Consider the following 22,818-nt stretch of genomic DNA (forward strand, 5'->3'; position numbering starts at 1 on the left):
CTAGACTGGCAAGCTATGGGATACACGCTGCACCGGGAAGAACTAGAACACCAATCGAGGACGCGCAAATATCTGCTCATCGAGCCCGATAACCTCCCGGACAACCCGGACATCGTGCTGTATTTCCACGGCTCCTTGCAGTCTGCCAACGTCTCCCGCCGGTTCACCAACGGCACCTTCGACGAGCTGGCCGAAAAATGCGGCTGCCTGGTGGCCTACCCGGACGGCGTGGACCGCCATTTCAACGACGCCCGCGGCATCCTGCCGGTCACCGCGCGCGAGGAAAACGTCGACGACGTCGGCTTCACCCGGGCGCTGGTCGAGCGCCTGCGCCGCGACTACTCCGCCGGGCGCGTTTTCGCCTGCGGGTACTCCAACGGCGGGCAGATGGTCCTGCGCCTGCTCTTCGACGCCCCCGGGCTGCTCAGCGCCGCCTGCATCTTCGCCTCGACGCTGGGCCGCGGCGACAACCACCGCCCCAGCAACCCGGACTCCGCCCTGCAGCCGACCCCGGTGTTGCTGCTGCACGGCACCGAAGACCCGTATGCCCCCTACGCCGGCGGCACGGCCGGCTTGGACGCGCGGCGCACCCGCGGCGAGGTGACCTCGGCTGCGGAGACCGCCAACCGGCTCGCCGAGCTCAACGGCGCTTCCCCCGAGCCGGAGACCAGCCGCCCTTACCCCGGCGTGCGCGCCGAGACCTGGGGCGGGGATTCCCCCGTGGTGCTGTGGACCATGGAGGGGCTGGGCCACGTGGTGCCGTCTGGCAACGCGGTGGACCCGCGGCTGGGCCCCAACACCCAGGAATTTATCGCGGCCGAGGTGGCCGCGGATTTCTTCGGCCTAGCGGGCCGCGCGGCGCTGCCGGGCGAACTCGGATAGCACGGCGCCGGCCGCGACAGACGCGTTGAGGGATTCCACGCCCGGGGACATCGGGATGGACATGATGACGTCGCAGTTTTCGCGCACCAGACGGGAGATCCCCTTGCCCTCGGAGCCGATGACGATGACCACCGGGTCGGTGCCGCCGTCGTAGCTGTCCAGGGTGTGCTCGCCGCCGGCGTCGAGGCCGACGACCTGGTAGCCGTTCTTCTGGAACTGCTGCACCGTGCGGGTGAGGTTGGTGGCGCGCGCCACCGGCAGGCGGGCCGCCGTGCCCGCGGAGGTGCGCCAGGCCACCGCGGTGACGGATGCCGAGCGGCGCTCCGGGATGATGACGCCGTGGCCGCCGAAGGCCGCCACCGAGCGCACCACCGCGCCCAGGTTGCGCGGGTCGGTGATGTTGTCCAGGATGACGAACAACCCGGTCTCCCCGGTGTCCTGGACCTGCTGCATAAGATCCTCGACCTCGGCGTACTTGTAGGGCGGGATCTGCAGGCCGATGCCCTGGTGCATGCCGTTGCCGGTCATGCGGTCCATCTCATGGCGCGGCACCTCGTGGATGGGCACGTTCCGGGTGTTGCACATGGCCACCGCCTCGGACAGGCGCTCGTCGTTCTTGGTGCCCTGGGCGATGTAGAGCGCCGTGGCCGGCACGCGGGCGTGCAGGCACTCGATGACCGGGTTGCGGCCCACCACCATCTCCGGGGTCTCCTTGACGTGGCGCCCGGAGTCGCGGCGCTGGCGGGCCAGCTTCGCCTTGTGCTTGGCGTGGTAGACGCGGTCCTCCGCCTTGGGCGTCGGGCCCTTGCCCTCCAGGCCGCGGCGGCGCTGCCCGCCGGAGCCTTTAACCTGGCCCTTCTTGTTGGTCTTGCGGGTGCCAGCCCCGCCGCGACCGTGCGTGCGTGCCATTGGTGGTCCTTCCTAGGTATTCAAAAGTCTTAAGACAGCTGCCAGGTGGCGCCGTCGGGAGTGTCCGTGACCGTAATGCCCGCCGCGGCCAACCGGTCGCGCACCGCGTCCGCGGTGGCGAAGTCCTTGTCCTTGCGGGCCTGGGCACGCCGGTCCAGCTCGGCCTGGACCAGCTGATCCAGGGCGGCATCGGCAGCCGAAGAGCCCGCGCCCGCCGCCCACTTCTCATCCAGCGGGTCGAAGCCCAGGACCGCGGCCATGGCGCGCACGGATTCCGCCAGCTTCCTGGCGGCGCCCTCGTCGCCGGCGGCCAGCTCCTTGTTGGCCGCGCGGACGGTGGTGTGGATTTCGGCCAGCGCCTTGGGCACGGCGATGTCCTCGTCCATTGCGGCGCCGAAGGCCTCGGTCCACTCGCCCAGCGCCAGGTCCGGGAAGCGGTTGACCAGGTCCTCGATACGGCGGTAGCCGGCGGCGGCCTCGGTGAGCGCGGCCTCGGAGTATTCCAGCACCGAGCGGTAGTGCGCGGAGCCTAGATAATAGCGCAGTTCCACGGGCCGGACTAATTCCAGCATGTTGTCCACACTGAGCACGTTGCCCAGGGACTTCGACATCTTCTCGCCCGCCATGGTCACCCAGTGGTTGTGCATCCAGTACCGCGCGAAGCCGTCCCCGGCCGCATGCGACTGCGCCATCTCGTTCTCGTGGTGCGGGAACTGCAGGTCCAGGCCGCCGCAGTGGATATCGAACTCGGAGCCCAGGTAGTAGGTGGACATCGCCGAGCACTCCAGGTGCCAGCCCGGGCGGCCCTTACCCCACGGGGTGGGCCAGGCTGGCTCGCCCGGCTTGGCGGCCTTCCACAGCGCGAAGTCCAGCGCGTTGCGCTTGCCGGCGTTATCCGTCTCGCCCTGCTCCATCTCCTCGACGCGGTTGCCGGACAGGCTGCCGTAGTCGGAGCCTTCCGCCTTGGTCCAGGCGTTAACGTCGAAGTAGACCGAGCCATCGGCCGCGTAGGCGAAGCCGTTGTCGATGAGCCGCTGCATGTAGTCGACCATCTGGGTCACGAACCCGGTCGCGCGCGGCTCCACGGACGGCGGCAGCACGCCCAGCATGTTGTAGGCGGCCGTGAACTCGCGCTCGTAGGTGGACACCCACTCCCACCAGGGGCGGCCGTTTTCGGCGGCCTTGGTCAGGATCTTGTCATCAATATCGGTCACGTTGCGCACGAATGCCACGTCCCAGTCCTTGGCCAGAAGCCAGCGACGCAGGATATCGAAGGCAACCCCCGAGCGCAGGTGCCCGATGTGCGGCTTGGCCTGCGGGGTGGCCCCACACAGGTAGACCGACACATGGCCGGGGCGAAGCGGCTCAAAATCGCGGAGGTTACGGGTAGCAGTGTCATAGATACGCAAAGTCACAACAGTGATTCTACCTAACCGTATCTGCCGTCCTAGTTGGGCTTATTCGCCTCCGCGAACTCGTAATATTCCCGGTTGCGCAAACCACTCGCGGCGGCCGCGTCCACCACCACCGTGGCGTGCCGGTGCCACTGCAGGATGGAGGCCGGGCAGGCCGCGCTCAGGGGCCCTTCCACCAGCCCGGCGACCGCGTCCTGCTTGTTTGCACCGGTGGCAATCAGCAGCAGGTGCCCGGCGCGCTGGATGGTGCCCAGCCCCTGCGTGACGACGTGGCGCGGGACCTCGTCCGCGGAGGCAAAGAAGCGGGAATTGTCCGCCACGGTCAGCGGGTGCAGGGTTTTCCAGCGGGTCAGGGAGTTGAGCGAACTGCCCGGCTCGTTGAAGCCGATGTGCCCGTTTTGGCCCACCCCCAGCAGCTGGCAGTCGATGCCGGCGGCCGCCGCGATCTCGTCTTCGTAGCGCTCCGCCGCGGCCGCGTCCGGCACGTGCAGCCGCGCGGGCTCGACCCCGAGCGGATCGATGAGCTCGGTACGCAGCGTCTGGTAGTAGCTCTGCGGGTGGTCGTGGCCCAGCCCGACGTATTCGTCCAGGGCGAAAAACTCTACTTCGCTGGTCTCCAGGCGCCCGGCCCGCGCGCGGGCGATGAGCTCGGCGTAGGTGGCCAGCGGCGTCGATCCCGTGGCCACCCCAATGACCCCGCCGGGGCGGAAATAGCCGGACAAGATATCCGCGGCCGCCGTCGCGACCTCCGCCGCGGTCTTCCGGATGATGACTTCCATGCTGCTTTCCTCCAGTCCTGCCTCAGCGCGGTGCTTTAGCCCTATTATCCCCGCAATCGCTGCCCGCCGGCGAAGACGGTGCGAACGTCCCCGGCGGGGTCGAATTCCACGAATTCCGCGGGGTGGCCCACCTGCAGGCCACGCGCCTGATCCAGGCCCAGCAGGCGGCCGGGGTTAACGGAGGCTGCCCGCGCCGCGGCGGGCGCCCCGTGGCGGGCACTAAATCGCGCGAACTGCTGGGCCAGGGTGCTCGTCCCGCCCGCGATGGCGCCGTCCCCGCCGGCCAGCCGCGCCACCCCACCGGCGACGACGACGTCGAGCGGGCCCAGCCGGTAGGCCCCGTCCGGCATGCCGGCGGCCTCCATCGCGTCAGTGACCAGGACCAGGCCTTCCCCGGCGCAGGCGGCGATGACGTCCACGGTCCCGTCGGCCAGATGCACGCCGTCGCCGATGGCCTCGACGGCCACCTCGCCGCGGGCGGCGGCCGCGAGCAGGGCTCCCACGGCCCCGGGCTGGCGGTGGTGCAGCGGCGGCATGGCGTTGAACAGGTGCGTGGCCGTGACCGTCGCCCCGCGGGCGACCGCGTAGTCGAGGATCTCGGCCGTGGTGGCGAAGTCCGCCGTGGTGTGCCCCAAGGAGACGATGACACCGTACTCGACGCAGGCGTCCACCAGCGCCCGGGCGTGGGGCGTTTCCGGGGCGAAGGTCAGCTGGCGGACCGCACCCGCGCCGCGCTCCAGGATGCGGCGCAGCATGGCCGGGTCGCCGTCCTGGATGCGGTCCGGGGCCTGCGCCCCGCACTTGGCGGTGTGGATGAACGGGCCCTCCAAGTGGATCCCGTCCACCACGCCCTCGGCCACCAGCGGCGCCAGCACGCCGACCTGGCGGGTCAGCTCCTCCTCCGTCCCGGAGACCAAGCTCGCCAGGAGGTGGACGCTGCCCTGCTGACGGTGGAATTCGGCCGCCTGCCGGCATTCGGCGAGCGTTCCCGTGGGGAAGGCCCCGCGCGCCCCGCCGTGGTTGTGGACGTCCACCAGGCCCGGCGCGATAATACCCAGCTTATCGGGGGAAGACTCGAGGCGTTCCACGCTTTCGATAACGCCCTCAGCATCCACGCGCACCTGCGCGGGGTAGGGCTCGGCCTGGCCGTCGGTGAGCCGGGCGGCGACGGTACAACCGGCCATTAGCGGTACTCCACTTCCATGACGTGCTGGCCCACGGCCACGTCCCCGGTGCGGATCAGCGTGGTCTCAGCGACTTTCTTCTTGTTGGTCACGACCACCGGGGTGGTCAGGTCGATACCGCGTTCGCGCAGGGCGGCCGCGTCCACGCGCACCAGCGGGTGGCCCGGCTCCACCGCGTCCCCGCGGCTGACCAGGACCTCGAAGCCCGCCCCGCGCAGGCCCACGGTGTCCAAGCCGATGTGGACCAGCACGTCCAGGCCCTCGGCGCTGCGCACCGCGACCGCGTGCTTGGTCTTGGCCACCATGGTGACCTCGCCGGCTATCGGGGAGGCCACGACCAGCTCGTCCTCGTTGCCCGGCACGATGGCAAACCCCGGGCCCACCTGGCCGCCCGCGAAGGCCGGATCCGCCACCTCCTCCAGCGGGATGGCCTTGCCCTCGGTGGGCGCGGACAGCTCCGTCATGCCCGCCTTCTCCGGGGACGCGGTCGCGACAGCCGGAGCGGGAGCCGAAACCGCCACCGGGTGCTCCATCTGGCGCCGCACCTCGTCGTGGACGAACTGCACGTTGGGCCCGATGATGACCTGCACGCCCTTGGCCGAAGGCCGGTATACCCCGGCCACGCCCGCGGATTTGAGCGTCTGCTCCTCCACCCGCTGCGGGTCGTGCACGGTGGTGCGCAGGCGCGTGGTGCAGTATTCCATCGTGTTGAGGTTTTCCGCCCCGCCGAGGCCGGCCAGGATCCGGGCGGCCTGCGCGGCCAGCTGGTCGTCGCCTTCCGCGCTGTCACCACCGTCTTCCGGCGCGTCTTCCTCGTCGTCGCCGCGGCCCGGGGTCTTCAGGTTGAATTTGCCGATGAGGAAGTAGAAGAGGCCAAAGTAGATAAAGAAGTAGGCCACGCCCATCACCAGCAGCATCCACCACTGGTTGGCCAGCGGGTTCTGCGAGGACAGCAGCATGTCGAAGAAGCCGGCGGAGAAGCCGAAGCCCGCCGTCCAGTCGAAGAAGGAGGCGATCGCCATGGAAATGCCCATCAGGATCGCGTGCACCACGAACAGCAGGGGTGCTGCGAACATGAAGGAGAACTCGATGGGCTCGGTGACACCGGTGAGGAAGGAGGCCAGCGCGCCGGCCAGCATCAGAGAGCCGACCACCTTGCGGCGCGACGGCTTGGCGCGCAGCGTCATCGCCAGCGCCGCGCCCGGCAGGCCGAACATCATCACGGGGAAAAAGCCCGCCTGGTACTGGCCGATAACGCCGATGACCTCGCAGTTGGCGCCGTCCCAGACGCCCGGGCAGGAGGCGGCATCGCTAGCCGCCTGGGCGGCGACCAGGGTGTCCGCACCGCCCAGGAACTTGCCGATGTCGTTAATTCCGACCACGTCGAACCAGAAGATGGCGTTCAGCGCGTGGTGCAGGCCGGTCGGGATGAGCAGGCGGTTGGACACGCCGTAGACGCCGGCGCCGATGGCGCCCATGCCCTGGATCCACTGGCCGAAGTTGAAAAACGCGGTGTAGAGCACCGGCCAGAGGAAGTAAAAGGCCCCGGCCAGCGCGATGGAATACAGGGAGGTCAGGATGGGCACCAGGCGCCGTCCGGAGAAGAACGCCAGCGCATCCGGCAGCTTGGTGGCGTGGAAGCGGTTATAGGTCCAGGCGGCGAGCACGCCGACGAAAATGCCCAGCAGCACGTTCGCCGGGCCGACCGCGTCCCAGCCCTGGGCCGCCCAGTCGAGGGCCTGCTGGCCTTCCAGGGCGGCAGGATCCTCGATGCCGCGGTAGTTGGCCACGGCCTCCGGTCCGACCAGCTTGGTCACGGTGAAGAAACCGAGGAAGCCCGACAGCGCGGCCGCGCCGTTGGAGTCCTTGGCCAGCCCGAAGGAAATGGCGATGGCGAAGAGCACGCCGAGGTTATCCAGCACCGCCCCGCCGGCCTGCTGAAAGACGGAGGCCAAGAAGCTTAAGCGTTCACCTCCCCGGGCGTCGAGGAAATAGCCGATGCCCGTCATCAGCGCCGCGACCGGCAGCACCGCCACCGCGCCCATCAGCGCCTTTCCGAGCTTTTGCAGCGGTCCCATGACCTTGTCCATGGCGCTTTTACTCCTTAGCTTTGTGACAACCGGGCAGGTTTAGCCCCGGTCGGAATACACCAGGGCGGTGGCAATGGCCGCGCGGCCTTCCTTGCGGCCGGTAAAGCCCAGGTGATCGGTGGTGGTAGCGGAAACGCTCACGGGAGCGCCCAGGATCTCGGTGAGGGTGCGCTCGGCCTCCTCGCGCCGCGGGCCCATCTTCGGGGTCTGCCCGATAAGCTGCGCGGACGCGTTGCCAATCCGGTAGCCGTGCGCGGCCAAGAATTCCCGGCACTCGGTGAGCAGGCGGGCCCCGGATACGTTGTCGTATTCGGCCCGGCCCACGCCCACAAACGAGCCCAGGTCCCCCAACCCCGCGGCCGACAGGAGGGCGTCGACCAAGGCGTGGGAGACCACGTCCCCGTCGGAGTGGCCCTCGCAGCCGTCGTCGGCGGCGAAAAGCAGGCCGGCGATCCAGCAGGGCTTGCCGGCTTCGATCTGGTGGGCGTCGCTAGCGATGCCCACCTTGGGCAGGATCGGTTCGTTCATTAGGCACCTCAAATACTGTGGGTTCAGCCTCAGATACTACGGCCTGAGCCAACCGCAGATCTATAGGGGTAGTGATTTTAAATGCCATGGCATCACCTGTCACAGTCACGACCGGGCAGCCGAACCATTCCATGAGGCTGGCGTCGTCGGTGGCGACGAAGTCGCGAGAATCGGTGGCGAAATAAGCCTCGTTGGCCTGGCGCAGGGTGGCCAGGTCGAAGCCCTGCGGGGTCTGGACCGCGCGCAGCAGGCTGCGGTCCGGGGTGGAGAGCACCCGGGAAGTATCCGCGGCCGCCACCTCTTTAATGGTGTCGGCGACCGGCAGGACCGGGATGACCGCCGGCGCCCCGTCGAGCACCTTGCGCACGGCCCGGCTAATCATCCCCGGGGGCGTTAACGCGCGGGCGGCGTCGTGGACCAGCACCACCGCGTCCTCGTGCTCGATGGCCTGCAGCCCGGCCCAGACCGAGTCGGCGCGCTCGCCGCCGCCGGCGACAAAGCGCAGCGGGATCTCTTTAGCCTGGCTAGCCAGGGCGCGCTCGGCGTGGGCGCGCATGACCGGGTTGATGAGAACGACGACCTCGTCCACCACGGCGGAATTAATTATCGCCTGGACGGAGCGTTCCAGCAGGCTGCGGCCGGCCAGCTCGACGTAGGCCTTCGGCAGCTCGGCGCCCAGCCGCGTGCCGCTGCCGGCGGCGGCGACGAGCGCGATAACCCGGCGAGTCACTAGTCTTCGTCGTCGAAGGACAGGTCGCCCAGGTCGACGTCGTCCGTGTCGACGTCGGTGGTCACCGAATTGTCCTCGATCAGGCCGGCGGCGCGGTGGCGCTCGATGGTGGCGTTGATTTCGTCCATCATCTTGTCCGCCTTGGCGTCATCGACCGGCTTGGCCAGGGCCAGCTCGCCGACGAGGATCTGGCGGGCCTTGACCAGCATGCGCTTCTCGCCCGCGGACAGGCCGCGGTCCTGATCGCGGCGCCAGAGGTCGCGCACGACCTCGGCGACCTTGTTGATATCACCGGAGGCCAGGCGCTCCTGGTTGGCCTTGTAGCGGCGAGACCAGTTGCCGGCCTCTTCCACGTCCTCCTCGCGCAGGACGGAGAAGACCTTTTCCAGGCCTTCCTTGCCCACCACGTCGCGCACGCCGACCTTCTTGGCGTTCTTGGAGGGCACGCGGACAACCAGGTCGGACTGGTTGATGTGGAGCACCAGGTACTCCAGCTCTTCGCCGCCCATCACGCGCTGCTCGATGTCTTCGATCACCGCGGCGCCGTGGTGCGGGTAAACAACCACCTCTCCGACCTTGAACTCCATTGCCACTCCTTGCTCGATTGTTAAAGAGGTACCCCTAAAGCCTGCCTGGCAGGCACATAGGACAAATATTCTACCACGCGCCACCTCCCCCGGCGCCGGCCGGCCACATCCCCCAAAAGTACACCCCCAATTGCCCTCCCTAGAGCGGGGGCTAGGTCACGTTGAGGTCGAAAACTGTGTACTTGGTTGGAAAAAATACTAGGCTTGATGATCGACAAATCCCTGTGATCTTTAGTTGATGGAGGACAACCCAAAGTGAAGTCCCTGAAGTCTGCCGCCCGTCGCGGTGTCATCGTTTCGGTTACCGCTGCGTCCGCGCTGGCGCTGGCTTCCTGCTCCGCCGGCCATGTCACCCAGACCGCCGACCAGGTCGCTGCCGTTGACGGCTCCGAAGCTTCCACCGAAGATGGCCTGATTGCGGTGCGCGACGTGACCATCCTGGTCGAGCCGGACAACCAGCACGCCTCCCTGAAGTTCACCGCCGTGAATCAGGGCTACGAGGACCAGGCAGCCGAGCTGGAATCCATCACCGTGGACGGCCAGGAAGTCCAGCTGCAGCCGGCTTCCGTCGAGCCGATCAACCGCGATCAGCGCCTGGTGGGCGACTCCCAGGAGAACCTGGACAACATGCCGCAGGCTGAGTCGGACGACATCCAGTACGTCGCCACCACCATGCAGGATGACGACTTCGGCTACGCCGGCCACCGCACCGTGGTCTTCCAGTTCTCCAACGGCGACATCGAGGTCAACGCCACCGTCGCCGCCTCCCAGAAGGAAGCCGGCAAGTACAACCGCGACGTCGAGTCCACCGAGGGCTACACCACCGAGGAGCCCTCCGGCCACTAAGCGCTAAAACTCCTCATCTCCCCTGGCTACGGCCGGGGGTTTTGTTGTCTCTGCGGGAATGTCCGGGGTGTGTTTTAAGCTAGGGTCATGGCAAAGAAGCAGCGTCCCATCCACACCTGTACCGAGTGCAACTACGTCTCCCCGAAGTGGCTGGGGCGCTGCCCGGAGTGCGGGTCGTGGGGCACGTTCCAGGAATCCACGCCGGCCAGCCCGACGGCCGCGACCGCCAGCAAGCCCCAAGGGCTCACCCCGTCCAGCCCGGCGCAGCCGATGACCAAGATCGCCGCCTCGGCCACCCGCACGCGGAAGACCGGCATCTCGGAGCTGGACCGGGTGCTCGGCACGGGCATCGTCCCGGGTTCCGTGGTGCTCATGGCGGGCGAGCCCGGCGTGGGCAAATCCACGCTGCTGTTGGAGGTCGCCTCCCGGTGGACTCAGCAGGACCGCACCGCGTTATATGTCACCGCGGAGGAGTCGGCGGGCCAGGTCCGCGCCCGCGCCGAGCGCACCGGCGCGCTGCAGGACACCCTGTACCTGGCGGCCGAGTCCAACCTGGACGTCGTCTTCGGGCACGTGCAGCAGACCCAGCCCTCGCTCATCATCGTCGACTCGGTCCAGACCATGCAGGCGCCCGGCGTGGAGGGCGTGGCCGGCGGCGTGGCTCAGTCCCGGGCCGTGACCGCGGCGCTGACCACGCTGGCTAAGTCGACGGGGATCCCCATCCTGGTGGTCGGCCACGTCACCAAGGACGGCAACGTGGCCGGGCCTAGGGTGCTCGAGCACCTCGTCGACGTGGTCTTGAACTTCGAGGGCGACAAGCAGTCCAGCCTGCGCATGCTGCGCGGCATGAAGAACCGTTTCGGCGCCACGGATGAGGTCGGCTGCTTCGAGCAGACCGCCACCGGCATCCGCGAGGTCGCCGACCCGTCCGGCCTCTTCCTCTCCCACCGCGGGACCACCCCGGACGGCTCCGCGGTGACCGTGGCCATGGACGGCGTGCGCCCCATCCTGGCCGAGGTCCAGGCCTTGACCGTGGACCCGGTGGCCAAGAACCCGCGCCGCGTGGTCACCGGCCTGGACACCAACCGGGTGCCGATGGTGCTGGCGGTTCTGCAGGCCCGGGCCGGGCAGCGCACCAATGACAAGGACGCCTACGTCGCCACGGTCGGCGGCGTGCGTATTTCGGAGACCGCCACGGATCTGGCAGTCGCGCTGGCCACGTGGTCCTCCCTGCACGAGCAGCCGCTGCCGCCGCGCACCGTCGTTATCGGCGAGGTCGGCCTGGCGGGCGAGCTGCGCCCAGTGCCCAACCTGGCGCGCCGGCTGAGTGAGGCCGCCCGGCTGGGCTATGAAAGCGCCATCGTCCCGGCCACGAAGAACTTGGAGACCAACCTGCAGGTGCGCCAGGCGCAGACGCTACGGGAGGCGATCGAGCTGGTCAGCCCCTAGGACAGGTTGAAGGTGTGGGCCGCCGACGGGTTGTCGCCGATGACGGCGTGGAGGTAGTAGCCGCCCGGCTCCACGGCGGAGCGGTTGTTGCACTGCTCCGGGGCGGAGGTCTGCCGCGACCAGGTCGCCTGGAAGTGGCGCTTCTTGCCAGACTCGAAGGTCTGCTCGCCTTCCTGCACCGACGGGTAGCAGTCTGTGTCCGCCCACATCCGCTGGTTGGTGCCCAGGTTGTAGACCTCGAAGCGCAGCTCCTGGTCGTCGAGGTTGATCTTGCAGTCGGCCTTGGTGGGGTTTTCCACCGTCATGTAGAAGGTGGGCAGCTCTCCCTCACCGTAGGTGGCCTTGTCGCTGCTGGCGGTGATCTCCAGATCGGAGAGCTGACAGGTGTCCTTAGCGTCGGCCGCGACCGGCTCCGAGCTCGCTTCCGCGTCCTCGCTCTCGCGGGCAGATTCCGACTCGGTCTCAGACTCGGTTGCCGTTTGAGATTCCGACTCGGTTTCTGATTCCACCGCGGTCGTTTCGGTCTCCGCTGCCGGGGTTGACTCCGAGGTGGTCTCGGCGGCCGGCTCGGTCGCCTCGTCGTTGCTGGAACCGCCGACCATGCTTAGGACCCAGACCAGCAGAACGACGACCACGACGATGATGACCAACGCCGCGACGCGGCGGCGCTGGTAGATCTCGTTGGGCAGGGGGCGCTTCTGCTGGGGTTTACGGTTAGTCACGGCTTATAGTTTATTGCCTTAGCAGCGGCGACGGCTGGCACCTTCAGGGGTGTGTCTTCGATTGGCCGGCGGTTTCGCAGCTCAGTCCAGCCCGTGGGTCACCAGGGTCTCGACGGTGGAGTCCTCCAACAGGTAGCGGGCGCCGACGACGCCGACGGTCCCCTCCTCGACCTTGTGCTGCAGGACCGAGAGGCTAGCCACGAGCTGATCGACGGTCTCGCGCACGTGCTGGCGTTCGTAGTCGTCGGTGCTCGAGCTGCCGGCGCGCTTGGACTTCAGCGTCGACAGCGCGACTTTCTCGATGATCGCGCGCTGGAAGCCGGCGGGTAGCTCGGCGTGCTGGTCCACCACCGCGGCGGTGGCGGCGACCGCGCCGCAGGACTGGTGGCCCAAGATAACCACCAGGTTGCAGTTCAGGTTCTCCAGGGCGTATTCCAGCGAGCCCTTCACCGCGGTATCCAGGATGTGCCCGGCGGTGCGGATGACGAAAGCATCCCCCAGGCCCAGGTCGAAGAGGATCTCCACGGGGGCGCGGGAATCCGAGCAGGACAGGACCACCACGCGGGGATCCTGCCCGCCGCGCAGGCCGGCCCGCCGCTCCTCGTCGTTGTGCGGGTGCAGCGGAGAGTTGTCGCGGAAGCGCGCGTTACCGGCTTGGAGGGTCTCCCAGACTTCCCGGGGGCTTTGCTTTTTATCTTTCAGTGGCATGGCTCAAATTATAGTCCTGCGCACCGCTCCTATTAGACTCCTGCACAGATATGGATACTGGTGCTTTGCTCGAATGGTTCGCCCACGCCCGCCGGCCCCTGCCCTGGCGGGAGCCGTCGACCACCGCGTGGGGCGTCCTAGTCAGCGAGGTCATGAGCCAGCAGACCCCGGTGGCCCGCGTCGCGCCCGTCTGGCAGGAGTGGATGCGCCGCTGGCCCACCCCCACCGATTTCGCTGCCGCCAGCCGGGACGAGGTCCTGCGCGCCTGGGGCAAGCTAGGCTACCCCCGCCGCGCCCTGCGCCTGTGGGAATGCGCCCAGGTGGTCCGCGACGAGCACGGCGGCGAGGTCCCCGACGGTGTCGATGATCTGCTCAGCCTGCCGGGCATCGGCGACTACACCGCCCGCGCCGTGGCCTGCTTCCACTACGGCCACAACGTCCCGGTGGTCGACACCAACGTGAGGCGCGTGGTCGAGCGGGCCGAGAACGGCAATTTCTTAGCCCCCAACCCTTCCAAGAAGGAGCTCGCCCAGGTCGCCGAGCTCCTGCCGGAGGACAATGGCCCCACCGTCTCCGTGGCCCTGATGGAGCTGGGCGCGCTAGTCTGCCGCGCCAAGTCCCCAGACTGCCCCGCCTGCCCGTTGAAGGAGTCCTGCGCCTGGCAGGCCGCCGGCTGCCCCAGCCCGAGCGCCGAGGAGCTGACCAAGGCCAAGAAGCGGGTCCAGAAATTTGCCGGCACCGACCGGCAGGTGCGCGGCAAGATCATGGACGTGCTGCGCGCTGCCGATGCCCCTGTCCCCCAGGCCGACATCGACGTCGTCTGGCCGGACGCCCCGCAGCGCTCCCGGGCACTGGCCTCGCTTCTGGCCGACGGCCTCGCCGAACAGGACGAGCAGGGCCTTTTCCACCTGCCGCGCTAGGTCCGGATGGAAAAATCGATGAGCCGGGTCAGCGCCCAGTCCGGGTCCGTGAACAGCCGGGCCAGGACCAGGCCGGCACCAATGGAGGCGACCACCATCATGCTGGTGGCCAGGTTAGCCAGGGCCTGTTCCATCTGCCCCTCGTTGAGGTAGTAGACTGCCCGGAACATGGTCACCCCGGGGATCATGATGACCGCGGCCGGCACCGTCGTGGTAATCCGCGGCAGCCGCGCCTTCCGGGAGGCCAGCGCGCCCAGCAGGCCGATGACCAGCCCGCCGCAAAACGCCGCGAAATACCCGGTGGTGCCCAGGTGCAGCAGCAGAAGGCGCGCCGCGTTCGCCACGGTGCCCACCATCGCGGCCACCAGGATCATCCGGCGGGAGGAATTAAACAGGAAGGCGAAACCGGCGATGCCGAAGAAGCTGGCCAGGACCGCCATGGTGTACCAGGTGGCATCGGTAGCCGGCACCGGCGGGGCCGGGTTCAAGTCAGTCAGCCAGCTGACCATGGCCACGGTGAAGGTGGCGGCGAAAATGACGGTGAAGGCATAAGCCAGGCGCACCATGCCGGCATCAAAGTCGAAGCGCGCGATATCAATCAGGGCGGAGAACAACGGGAAACCCGGGATCAAAAAGAGCACCGCCGCCACGTAGCCGGAGGAAAAATCCCCTGGGTCGGCCAGCCCGAGCGCCCCGACGAGCTCGGTCACGAGGAAGAAGACCAGGCTGGCCGTCGCCCCGCCGGCCACGATGCCGCCGATCTGGTGGACGTGGTTGCTCAGCACGAAATGGCGCACGAATTGCCCGCTAAAAGCGGCCAAGGCGACGATGCCCACCGCCGCCAGCGGAAAGAAATTCAGCAGCGCGAAGGCCGCGCACGCCACGGCCGCCGCAGCCGAGAGCACCCAGCCGTTCCAGCGCTTGCGCACGTTGTGCTCGATCCGGTCGAGCTTTTCCGCCAGCTCCTCGGCGGTTATCCCGAAGTGCAGGTGGTGCCGCGTCAGATCCTCTAGCGCCTCAATGCGGGAGGCGTCCACCGCCGGCGAATGCTGCCGGGAAATGACCGTGCGGAAAAGCTCGCCGCGGTGGAAGGTACAGGTAATCTGCGTGAGCCCGACCGTCGCGTCCAGCCGGTCGAAGCCCAGGGCCCGCGCCGCGCGTTTCATCCCGCGCAGGACACGGTAGCCCGACGTGCCCGCCCCCATGAGCAACATTCCCAGGCGCAAGACCACGTCGGCCTCTACGCCCATGCGGCGGTGCTTTTCGTATGGCGGCGGGGTCACTTTAGCGCCAGCGTCCCCGCCAGTTGAGCCCGCCGGGCAGGTTCACCCAGAACCCGCCGCGGGAGTTGAAGGTCACCGGACCAATCTTGGTCGAGGCCGAGGCCCCGCGGCCGGAAAAGTTAATCCAGCTGTTCTTGCCGGTCTTCTTACGTGAGCGGTATTGCAATCCCATGCCAGTGATTCTAACTCACTCTAAGTTACCGGTTTACAGGCACTAGAAAAGCAGCCTCCCGCAGGAGGCTGCTTCATCTCTTTAGCGGCGTCTTACATCGGCTGGCCGGCTCCGGCCGGGCCGTCCTCGTCGCCGTGGTCCTCAGGAGTCTCGGGCGTCTCCGGCAGGGTATCTGCGGTTACCTGCTCCGGCTCCTCGTTCTCACGGACCTCGTCCTCGTCCAGCTCCTGCTCGAAGGTGCCCTCCGGCAGCGGCTTCGGGCGCGGGCTGAAGGTGAAGGTGGCCTGCGAGTTGTCCTTGGACTCGCCGTCCCAGTTCTCCACGTCGACGCTGATGATCTCACCCGCGCCGATCTCGCCGAAGAGGATCTTCTCCGAGAGCTGGTCCTCGATCTCGCGCTGGATGGTGCGGCGCAGCGGGCGCGCACCCAGCACCGGATCGAAACCGCGCTTGGCCAGCAGGCGCTTGGCCTTCTCGGTCAGCTCGATGTCCATGTCACGCTCCTGCAGGGACTTGGACACGCGGCCGATGAGCAGGTCGACCATTTCCATGATCTGCTCTTCGTTGAGCTGGTGGAAGACCACGACCTCGTCGATACGGTTCAGGAACTCCGGGCGGAAGTGCTTCTTCAGCTCGTCGTTGACCTTGGCCTTCATCCGCTCGTACTGCGCGTCCTGATCCGAGGCCGCGTCGGCGGTAAAGCCCAGCCCCACGGCCTTGGAGATGTCCTGGGTGCCCAGGTTCGAGGTAAAGATCAGCACGGTGTTCTTGAAGTCCACCACGCGGCCCTGGCCGTCGGTCAGGCGGCCGTCCTCGAGGACCTGCAGCAAGGTGTTGTAAATCTCCTTGTGGGCCTTTTCGATCTCGTCGAAGAGCACCACGCTGAACGGCTTGCGGCGGACCTTCTCCGTGAGCTGGCCGCCCTCCTCGTAGCCGACGTATCCCGGAGGGGCACCGAACAGGCGGGAGGCGGTGAAGCGGTCGTGGAACTCACTCATGTCGATCTGGATGAGGTCATCATCCGAGCCGAAGAGGAAGTTAGCCAGCGACTTCGACAGCTCCGTCTTACCCACGCCGGACGGGCCGGCGAAGATGAAGGAACCGGAAGGACGGCGCGGATCCTTCAGGCCCGCCCGCGTACGGCGGATGGCGCGGGAGACGGCCTTGACGGCCTCGTCCTGGCCGATGATCCGCTTGTGCAGCTCATCTTCCATGTGCAGCAGTCGCGAGGACTCCTTCTCCGTGAGCTTGAGGACCGGGATGCCGGTCCAGTGCGCCAGCACCTCGGCGATCTGATCCTCGCCGACCTCGGCGATGTCCTCGAGCTCACCATTGCGCCACTGCTTTTCCTTCTCGGCGCGCTCCTCGCCCAGCTGGCGCTCCTTGTCGCGCAGGCCGGCGGCCTTCTCGAAGTCCTGGGCGTCGATGGCCGCTTCCTTCTCCTGGCGGACCTCGGCGATCCGGTCGTCGACCTCGCGGACAGAGTCCGGGGCGGTCATGCGCTTGATGCGCATGCGGGCGCCGGCCTCGTCCAGCAGGTCCACGGCCTTATCCGGCAGGAAGCGGTCGTTGATGTAGCGATCCGACAGGGAGGCAGCCGCCTTCAGGGCGTCGTCGGTGTAGGACACACGGTGGTGCGCCTCGTACTTGTCGCGCAGGCCCTTGAGGATCTTGATGGTGTCCTCCAGCGAGGGCTCTTCCACCTTCACCGGCTGGAAGCGGCGCTCCAGCGCGGCGTCCTTCTCGATGTGCTTGCGGTATTCCTCCAGCGTGGTCGCGCCGATGGTCTGCAGCTCGCCGCGGGCCAGCTTCGGCTTGAGCAGGGAGGCGGCATCGATAGCACCCTCGGCGGCACCGGCACCAACCAGGGTGTGGATCTCATCGATGAACAGGATGATGTCGCCGCGCTGGTTAATCTCCTTGAGCACCTTCTTCAGGCGCTCCTCGAAGTCACCGCGGTAGCGGGAACCAGCGATCAGCGAACCCAGGTCCAGGGAGTAGACCTGCTTGTCCTTCAGGGTCTCCGGGACCTTGCCGTTAACGATGTCCAGGGCCAGGCCCTCGACGACGGCGGTCTTACCGACGCCGGGCTCACCGATGAGCACCGGGTTGTTCTTGGTGCGGCGCGAGAGCACCTGCATGATGCGCTCGACCTCGGACTCGCGGCCGACGACCGGGTCCAGCTTGCCGTCCTTGGCGGCCTGGGTCAGGTTGCGGCCGAACTGGTCCAGCACCAGGGAATTAGAGCGTTCCCCGGAGTTGCCCTGGGAACCGCGCCCGCCGGCACCGGCGCCCACGGGGCCGCCGCCCTTGTTGCTGTTGTCGTTTTCCTGGTTGTTGCCCTCGTAACCGGACAGCAACTGAATAACCTGCTGACGCACGCGCGGCAGGTCTGCACCCAGCTTGGTCAGCACCTGCGCGGCGACGCCGTCGCCTTCGCGGATAAGGCCCAGCAGCAGGAACTCCGTGCCGATGTACTTGTGGCCCATCTGCAGGCCCTCACGCAGGGACAGCTCCAGGACCTTCTTCGCGCGCGGGGTAAACGGGATGTGCCCAGTGTGCGGCTGGGTTCCCTGGCCGATGATCTCCTCGACCTCGCGGCGCACGTCCTCCAGGGAAATCCCCATGGACTCCAGCGCCTTGGCGGCTACGCCTTCACCCTCGTGGATAAGGCCCAAAAGGATGTGCTCGGTGCCGATATAGTTGTGGTTGAGCATGCGTGCCTCTTCCTGCGCCAAGACAATGACGCGGCGGGCACGGTCAGTAAACCTTTCGAACATCTGCTATCTACCCCTTGTGGTTTTTCCTAAATTCTCTATCCACTCTAACGCGCTTTCCCCAGCCTCCATTCTCACTTTCTGCGCCAAGGTAGTAAATCAGCCGCTTTTAGCAGGTCATGAACCTGTACGCCGGTAGCGAACAGGCGAATTTAGCGGGGTGAATTACCCCGCACTAGGCTTTAGGGAAAAGTCCAATTATGAAAGGCTTCGTGAACATTTCCCACCGCTCGGCGCTCCGGCACTACCACGCCGCCGCGGGCCAATCCGCGGGTCGCATTATCAATTACTATTCCACCAGTTTCTCGTGGAGTACCCGGCTTTTCCCCGCTGCGATCCGGCGCGATATCCAGGCCCTGTACGCGGTGGTACGCATTGCGGACGAGATCGTCGACGGCGCGGCCGCGGAGGCCAAGACCGCCGACATCCGCGCCCTGCTGGACGGCTACGAGGAGCAGGTCGTCCACGCTGCCGATGCCGCCTTCCACACCGATCCGGTCCTCCACGCGTGGGCGAACGCGCAGCGCCGCTGCCAGTTCTCCGAAGACCACATCCGCGCGTTCTTCGCCTCCATGCGCAGGGACTTGGACCCCTCCCCGCATGACGCGGCGAGCCTCCAGCGCTACATCCACGGCTCGGCGGAGGTCATCGGCCTGATGTGCCTGGATATCTTCCTGGTCGGGCGCCACCCCGCCGAAGAAGACCGGGCCACCATGGCAGACGGGGCAAAGGCCCTCGGGGCGGCCTTCCAGAAGGTCAACTTCCTCCGAGACCTCGCCGAGGACACCGACTGCCTGGGGCGGGGTTACCTCCCGGAGCTGGATGCCTCCACCAAGCGCCGGTGGTGCGCGGAGATCCGCGACGAGCTCGCCCGCGCGCGCCGCGCCGCCCACCTCCTGCCGCCCGGCGCACGTAGGGGAGTCCTCGCCGCGACGGGCCTGTTTACGGACCTAAACGAGCGCATCGACAGCGCCAGCGTCGACGAGCTGTACGCGCGCCGGATCCGGGTGCCCGCGCCCCGTAAGGCCCAGATCCTGGCCGGCAGCCTCTGGAGGAATGCATGAGTACCTGCGTTGTTATCGGCGCGGGCGTGGCCGGCCTGGCCACCGCCTGCCTCCTGCAGGACGAAGGCTACGAGGTCACCGTGGTCGATCGCCTCGCCGAGCCGGGCGGCCGAGCGGGAAGATTCACCGACTCCGGTTTCCAGTGGGACACCGGTCCGTCCTGGTACCTGATGCCCGAGGCCTTCGAGCGTTTCTTCGGCCGGCTGGGGCACCGCACCAGTGATTTCTTCGAGCTCACCGAACTGAGCCCCGCCTACCGGATTTTCAACGAAGCCGGCCACGCCGCGGACATCGACGGCACCGTGGTCGAATTTTTCGACCAACGCACGCCCGGGCAGGGCGCTCGCCTAGGCGACTACCTCGCCACCGCCAGCGATACCTACCGGATGGCGCTCAAGCACTTCCTCTACACCACCTTCAGCCACCCCTCGCAGCTCCTGCACCCCGATATCCTGCGACGCCTGCCGCGCCTGGCGAAGCTCCTGGGCCAGTCCCTACAAAGCTACGTCGGCTCGCGTTTTAGCGATCCCCTGCTGCGCCAGGTCCTGACCTACCCGGCGGTCTTCCTGTCGACGGAGCCGGCCGCCGCCCCAGCGCTGTATTCCCTGATGAGCCACGCGGATCTCACCCAGGGCGTGCGCTACCCGCAGGGCGGCTTCGCCGCGGTAATCGACGCGTTTTTAGACCTCGCCACCGACCTGGGCGTGCACTTCCAGTGGGAGGCCGAGGCCACCGCGATCGTCACGCACGGCAAGCACGCGACCGAAGTCACCACCACCCGCGGCACCCTGCCGGCGGACCTGGTGGTCTCCGCCGCGGATCTCCACCACACCGAGACTCGCTTGGTGCCCGCCCACCAGCGGACCTTCTCCGATAGGTTCTTCGCCCGCCGCGATCCGGGACTGTCCGCCGTGCTGGTGCTGGCCGGCGTGCGCGGTCCGCTGCCCGAACTGGCCCACCACAATTTGTTGTTCAGCCGCGACTGGGACCCCGACTTCGACGCCGTTTTCCGCGGCGGCGGCGCCTCGAACTCCATCTACGTCTGCAAGACCTCGGCCAGCGATGCCTCCGTGGCCCCGGAAGGGTGCGAAAACCTTTTCATCCTGGTGCCCGCTGCTGCCGATGCCGCCCTCGGCCACGGCAGCGCCTACGGGGAGGAATCGGCAACGGTCGCCGGCATCGCTAGCCGGGCGCTCCAACAGCTGGCCGAGTGGACAAACGTTCCGGATCTGCACGGGCGTATCCTTACCCAGCACACCATCGGCCCCGCCGACTTTGCCGACCGCTACCATTCGCTGTCCGGCGGAGCCATCGGGCCCGCGCACACCTTGTTCCAGTCCGCCTTCTTCCGCGGGCGCACCCAATCTAAAAAGATTGACAACCTGTTTTATGCTGGAGCCACGACCGTTCCCGGAGTGGGGGTACCTATGTGCCTCATTTCTGCCGAAAATGTACTGACAGCCGTGAAGGAATTTAAACTAAAGGTGTAGGCCCTATCTCTCTCGAAGAGGAAACCTCACCATGCCACGGTTCAACTTCAATATTCGGCAGATCATCTCCGCTGTACTGTCCCTGCTCACCATTCTGGGGATCATCATCGGCGGCATCTCCTCCGGCAGCTCGATTCCTGCCGCGCCGCCGGCCGCAACGTCCTCGGCCAGCCAGCAGGCCGTCCTCGACGCGACCAACGACTTCCGCGCCCAGAACGGCCTCGCCCCGGTCAAGGCCAACGCCGCGCTCAACGACTTGGCCCAGGACTGGGCCGAGACCATCGCTCGCACCGGCGAGTTCAAGCACCGCGCCAACTACTGGGAGCACTACCCGGCGAATATGCGCCCGGGTGGCGAAAATATCGCCCAGGGCAACCGCGGTGACTCCGGCCGCGTCTTCGTCAACCGCTGGGCCAACTCCCCCGGGCACCGCAAGAACATGTTGGATCCGGAAGCTAAGTCCCTCGGCGTGGGCGTAGCCCAGGCTGCCGACGGCAGGCTCTACGTCGTCCAGAACTTCGGCCACGACTAGAACCTAAAAAGCAGACCAGAGAGCGGATTCACTCTCTGGTCTGCTTTTTCTTGCCCTTTTTAGCTCTGCTCAGGCTTAACGATGGGGAATAGCACCGTCTCGCGAATGCCCAGGCCGGTCAGGGCCATCAGCAGGCGGTCGATGCCCATGCCGGTGCCGGCTGTCGGCGGCATGCCCTGCTCCATCGCGGCGAGGAAGTCCTCGTCCAGGACCATGGCCTCCTCGTCGCCGCCGGCGGCCAGGCGGGCCTGATCTTCGAAGCGCTCGCGCTGGATGACTGGGTCGATGAGCTCGGAGTAGCCGGTGGCCAGCTCGAAGCCGCGCACGTAGAGGTCCCACTTCTCGGTAACCCCGGGCTGGGTGCGGTGCGAACGGGTCAGCGGGGAGGTCTCCACCGGGAAGTTCTTGACGAAGATCGGGCCCTCGAGCTGGTCCTCGCAGAGCACCTCCCAGATTTCCTCCACCAGCTTGCCGTGGCCCCAGCCGGTGCCGACCTCGAGGCCGATGACGTCGGCGATGCCCTTGAGCTCCTCCACGGAGGAGTCGATGGTCACCTCCGGCTGGCCCGGGAACTTGCGCGCCAGCGCCTCGTTCAGCGAGGGGTACATCTCAATCTCCGGCCATTCCTCGCCGCCGAAGTCGTACTCGGTGCCATCGGCCAGGGTGACCTTCTGCGAGCCGAAGACCTCCTGGGCCACCGCCTGGATGGACTCCCGGGTGGTGCGGGCGCAGTCGTTGTAGTCACCCCAGGCCGCGTAGGTCTCGAGCATGGCGAACTCCGGCGAGTGAGACTTGTCGATGCCCTCGTTGCGGAAGTTGCGGTTAATCTCAAAGACGCGATCGATGCCGCCGACCACCGCGCGCTTCAGGAACAGCTCGGGGGCGATGCGCAGGTAGAGGTCGATGTCCAGCGCGTTGGAGTGGGTCACGAACGGGCGAGCTGCCGCGCCGCCGTGCAGGGTCTGCAACATCGGGGTCTCGATCTCGTTGAAGCCCTGGGACTCCAGGTAGTTGCGCAGGGCGCGCACGACCTTGATGCGGATCATGGCATTGTCGCGCGCTTCCTTGCGCACGATGAGGTCGTTGTAGCGCTGGCGCACGCGGGTGTCCTCGGCCATGTCGGCAAACGAGACCGGCAGCGGGCGCAGGGACTTCGAGGCCATGGTCCACTCGGTGGCCATCACGGACAGCTCGCCGCGGCGAGAAGAGATGACCCGGCCGGTCACGGAGATGAAATCGCCCAAGTCGACGTCCTGCTTCCAGGCATCGAGGCGCTCCTTGCCGACCTCGGCCTGGGAGAGCATGGCCTGCACCTGGGTGCCGTCGCCGTCCTGCAGCGTGGCGAAGCACAGCTTGCCGGTGTTGCGCATAAAGATAAGGCGCCCGGCGATGGAGACGACGTCCTCGGTCTCCTCCCCTACCGCCAGGTAGGTTACGCCTTCTTCCGAACCGGCGGCCTCGTCCTCGGCCAGCACGCGGTACTTGGCGCGCAGGTCGGCCAGGGAGGTGGTTCGGGCTACCGACACCGGGTAAGCCTCGGTGCCGTCAGCGAGCAGGCGGGTGCGCTTGTCGCGGCGGATCCGTAGCTGCTCCGGGATGTCTGGGGTCTCATTCTTCTTTTGCTCGCTCACGCCCAACAGAATACCGCATGCCATCTGCGGCGGTGTTAACCCGTACTTCATGAAAACGTCGTCCAATATCAATCTGAATCTAAATATCCAGTTACTTCACCGAACTAAGTTCTAGGCGCA

General features: G+C 67.1%; 21 protein-coding genes. 7 read left to right on the plus strand and 14 right to left on the minus strand.

Annotated elements, in window-relative coordinates; genetic code table 11:
- The first annotated feature begins 15 nt into the window (after positions 1-15).
- Positions 16-882 carry a PHB depolymerase family esterase gene (locus VVS03_RS05150; RefSeq protein WP_368534221.1) on the plus strand — a complete coding sequence of 289 codons (867 nt, stop codon included), beginning with the start codon at positions 16-18 and terminating at the stop codon, positions 880-882.
- On the opposite strand, the gene rlmB is transcribed toward VVS03_RS05150, so the two are convergent.
- The 8 genes from rlmB to VVS03_RS05190 are packed head-to-tail and all read right to left on the minus strand — an operon-like array spanning position 844 to position 9,104.
- On the minus strand, positions 844-1,791 hold the full coding sequence (gene rlmB / locus VVS03_RS05155) for a 23S rRNA (guanosine(2251)-2'-O)-methyltransferase RlmB (protein ID WP_368534220.1): 948 nt from the start codon (positions 1,789-1,791) through the stop codon (positions 844-846). The two genes, VVS03_RS05150 and rlmB, sit on opposite strands and share 39 nt — an antisense overlap.
- 29 nt (positions 1,792-1,820) lie before the next feature.
- A complete protein-coding gene (cysS, locus tag VVS03_RS05160; RefSeq protein WP_368534219.1) occupies positions 1,821-3,206 on the minus strand; it encodes a cysteine--tRNA ligase in 1,386 nt (461 codons plus the stop codon).
- A 32-nt stretch (positions 3,207-3,238) separates the two neighbouring features.
- Positions 3,239-3,985, minus strand: a complete 747-nt coding sequence (locus VVS03_RS05165; protein WP_368534632.1) for a glucosamine-6-phosphate deaminase — start codon at positions 3,983-3,985, stop codon at positions 3,239-3,241.
- 44 nt (positions 3,986-4,029) lie between these two features.
- Entirely contained in the window at positions 4,030-5,169 is a 1,140-nt protein-coding gene (locus tag VVS03_RS05170; protein ID WP_368519858.1) for an N-acetylglucosamine-6-phosphate deacetylase, read from the minus strand.
- A complete protein-coding gene (gene nagE, locus VVS03_RS05175; RefSeq protein ID WP_368521251.1) occupies positions 5,169-7,259 on the minus strand; it encodes an N-acetylglucosamine-specific PTS transporter subunit IIBC in 2,091 nt (696 codons plus the stop codon). The genes VVS03_RS05170 and nagE overlap by 1 nt, the downstream gene beginning before the upstream one ends.
- 39 nt (positions 7,260-7,298) lie before the next feature.
- Positions 7,299-7,787, minus strand: a complete 489-nt coding sequence (gene ispF, locus VVS03_RS05180; protein ID WP_368519860.1) for a 2-C-methyl-D-erythritol 2,4-cyclodiphosphate synthase — start codon at positions 7,785-7,787, stop codon at positions 7,299-7,301.
- Positions 7,750-8,517 (minus strand): 2-C-methyl-D-erythritol 4-phosphate cytidylyltransferase, encoded by a 768-nt coding sequence (gene ispD / locus VVS03_RS05185; RefSeq protein ID WP_368521252.1) that lies wholly within the window; start codon positions 8,515-8,517, stop codon positions 7,750-7,752. The genes ispF and ispD overlap by 38 nt, the downstream gene beginning before the upstream one ends.
- Entirely contained in the window at positions 8,517-9,104 is a 588-nt protein-coding gene (locus VVS03_RS05190; protein WP_368519862.1) for a CarD family transcriptional regulator, read from the minus strand. Before VVS03_RS05190 ends, ispD begins: the two co-directional genes overlap by 1 nt.
- A gap of 255 nt (positions 9,105-9,359) precedes the next feature.
- Between VVS03_RS05190 and VVS03_RS05195 the strand changes: the two genes are divergently transcribed.
- The gene (locus tag VVS03_RS05195) at positions 9,360-9,950 is read left to right on the plus strand and encodes a hypothetical protein (RefSeq protein ID WP_368519863.1); all 591 of its coding nucleotides are present in this window, start codon (positions 9,360-9,362) and stop codon (positions 9,948-9,950) included.
- A gap of 87 nt (positions 9,951-10,037) precedes the next feature.
- Positions 10,038-11,399 carry a DNA repair protein RadA gene (gene radA, locus VVS03_RS05200; protein WP_368519864.1) on the plus strand — a complete coding sequence of 454 codons (1,362 nt, stop codon included), beginning with the start codon at positions 10,038-10,040 and terminating at the stop codon, positions 11,397-11,399.
- On the opposite strand, the gene VVS03_RS05205 is transcribed toward radA, so the two are convergent.
- Entirely contained in the window at positions 11,396-12,121 is a 726-nt protein-coding gene (locus VVS03_RS05205; protein WP_368519865.1) for a hypothetical protein, read from the minus strand. The two genes, radA and VVS03_RS05205, sit on opposite strands and share 4 nt — an antisense overlap.
- A gap of 81 nt (positions 12,122-12,202) precedes the next feature.
- The gene (locus tag VVS03_RS05210) at positions 12,203-12,829 is read right to left on the minus strand and encodes a carbonic anhydrase (RefSeq protein ID WP_368519866.1); all 627 of its coding nucleotides are present in this window, start codon (positions 12,827-12,829) and stop codon (positions 12,203-12,205) included.
- Positions 12,830-12,879: 50 nt separating this feature from the next.
- Between VVS03_RS05210 and VVS03_RS05215 the strand changes: the two genes are divergently transcribed.
- Complete coding sequence (locus tag VVS03_RS05215) at positions 12,880-13,749, plus strand: A/G-specific adenine glycosylase (RefSeq protein ID WP_368521253.1); 870 nt, start codon at positions 12,880-12,882, stop codon at positions 13,747-13,749.
- On the opposite strand, the gene VVS03_RS05220 is transcribed toward VVS03_RS05215, so the two are convergent.
- The 3 genes from VVS03_RS05220 to VVS03_RS05230 form a co-directional block, all read right to left on the minus strand.
- Positions 13,746-14,999: a threonine/serine exporter ThrE family protein gene (locus VVS03_RS05220; protein ID WP_368520040.1), complete on the minus strand. Its 1,254-nt coding sequence runs from the start codon at positions 14,997-14,999 to the stop codon at positions 13,746-13,748. The genes VVS03_RS05215 and VVS03_RS05220 overlap by 4 nt on opposite strands.
- 34 nt (positions 15,000-15,033) lie before the next feature.
- Positions 15,034-15,204 (minus strand): DUF4236 domain-containing protein, encoded by a 171-nt coding sequence (locus VVS03_RS05225; RefSeq protein ID WP_141759328.1) that lies wholly within the window; start codon positions 15,202-15,204, stop codon positions 15,034-15,036.
- Positions 15,205-15,296: 92 nt separating this feature from the next.
- Positions 15,297-17,984 carry an ATP-dependent Clp protease ATP-binding subunit gene (locus tag VVS03_RS05230; protein WP_368521254.1) on the minus strand — a complete coding sequence of 896 codons (2,688 nt, stop codon included), beginning with the start codon at positions 17,982-17,984 and terminating at the stop codon, positions 15,297-15,299.
- Positions 17,985-18,199: 215 nt separating this feature from the next.
- On the opposite strand from VVS03_RS05230, the gene VVS03_RS05235 reads away from it, so the two are divergent.
- Genes VVS03_RS05235 through VVS03_RS05245 form a run of 3 tightly spaced genes read left to right on the plus strand, consistent with a single transcriptional unit; the run spans position 18,200 to position 21,067 of the window.
- Positions 18,200-19,045, plus strand: a complete 846-nt coding sequence (locus VVS03_RS05235; protein WP_368520041.1) for a phytoene/squalene synthase family protein — start codon at positions 18,200-18,202, stop codon at positions 19,043-19,045.
- Positions 19,042-20,535 (plus strand): phytoene desaturase family protein, encoded by a 1,494-nt coding sequence (gene crtI, locus VVS03_RS05240; RefSeq protein WP_368534218.1) that lies wholly within the window; start codon positions 19,042-19,044, stop codon positions 20,533-20,535. Before VVS03_RS05235 ends, crtI begins: the two co-directional genes overlap by 4 nt.
- 31 nt (positions 20,536-20,566) lie before the next feature.
- On the plus strand, positions 20,567-21,067 hold the full coding sequence (locus tag VVS03_RS05245; protein WP_368534217.1) for a CAP domain-containing protein: 501 nt from the start codon (positions 20,567-20,569) through the stop codon (positions 21,065-21,067).
- Positions 21,068-21,126: 59 nt separating this feature from the next.
- Here the strand turns inward: VVS03_RS05245 and lysS are convergent, their stop codons facing one another.
- Positions 21,127-22,698 carry a lysine--tRNA ligase gene (gene lysS / locus VVS03_RS05250; protein ID WP_368534216.1) on the minus strand — a complete coding sequence of 524 codons (1,572 nt, stop codon included), beginning with the start codon at positions 22,696-22,698 and terminating at the stop codon, positions 21,127-21,129.
- Positions 22,699-22,818 lie beyond the last annotated feature (120 nt).

Source organism: Corynebacterium sp. LK2537, assembly GCF_040946485.1.
Lineage (GTDB): Bacteria > Actinomycetota > Actinomycetes > Mycobacteriales > Mycobacteriaceae > Corynebacterium.